This is a genomic window from Streptococcus sp. 27098_8_109 (genome assembly GCF_041432295.1).
Classification (GTDB): domain Bacteria; phylum Bacillota; class Bacilli; order Lactobacillales; family Streptococcaceae; genus Streptococcus.
The window spans coordinates 1-555 of the sequence record NZ_JAPVZJ010000045.1 but is presented as its reverse complement, the minus strand read 5'-3'; the positions used below and the strand labels follow the sequence as shown (position 1 = coordinate 555).

General features: G+C 47.9%; 1 rRNA gene. It reads right to left on the bottom strand.

Annotated features, from left to right (window positions below):
- Positions 1 to 555, bottom strand: a 23S ribosomal RNA gene (locus tag O3664_RS09145); the annotation flags it as partial.

Here is a 555-nt window from a genome sequence, read left to right as displayed (position 1 = left end):
CTCTCCTACCATACCTATAAAGGTATCCACAGCTTCGGTAAATTGTTTTAGCCCCGGTACATTTTCGGCGCAGGGTCACTCGACTAGTGAGCTATTACGCACTCTTTGAATGAATAGCTGCTTCTAAGCTAACATCCTAGTTGTCTGTGCAACCCCACATCCTTTTCCACTTAACAATTATTTTGGGACCTTAGCTGGTGGTCTGGGCTGTTTCCCTTTCGACTACGGATCTTAGCACTCGCAGTCTGACTGCCGACCATAATTCATTGGCATTCGGAGTTTATCTGAGATTGGTAATCCGGGATGGACCCCTCACCCAAACAGTGCTCTACCTCCAAGAATCTCTAATGTCGACGCTAGCCCTAAAGCTATTTCGGAGAGAACCAGCTATCTCCAAGTTCGTTTGGAATTTCTCCGCTACCCACAAGTCATCCAAGCACTTTTCAACGTGCCCTGGTTCGGTCCTCCAGTGCGTCTTACCGCACCTTCAACCTGCTCATGGGTAGGTCACATGGTTTCGGGTCTACGTCATGATACTAATTCGCCCTATTCAGA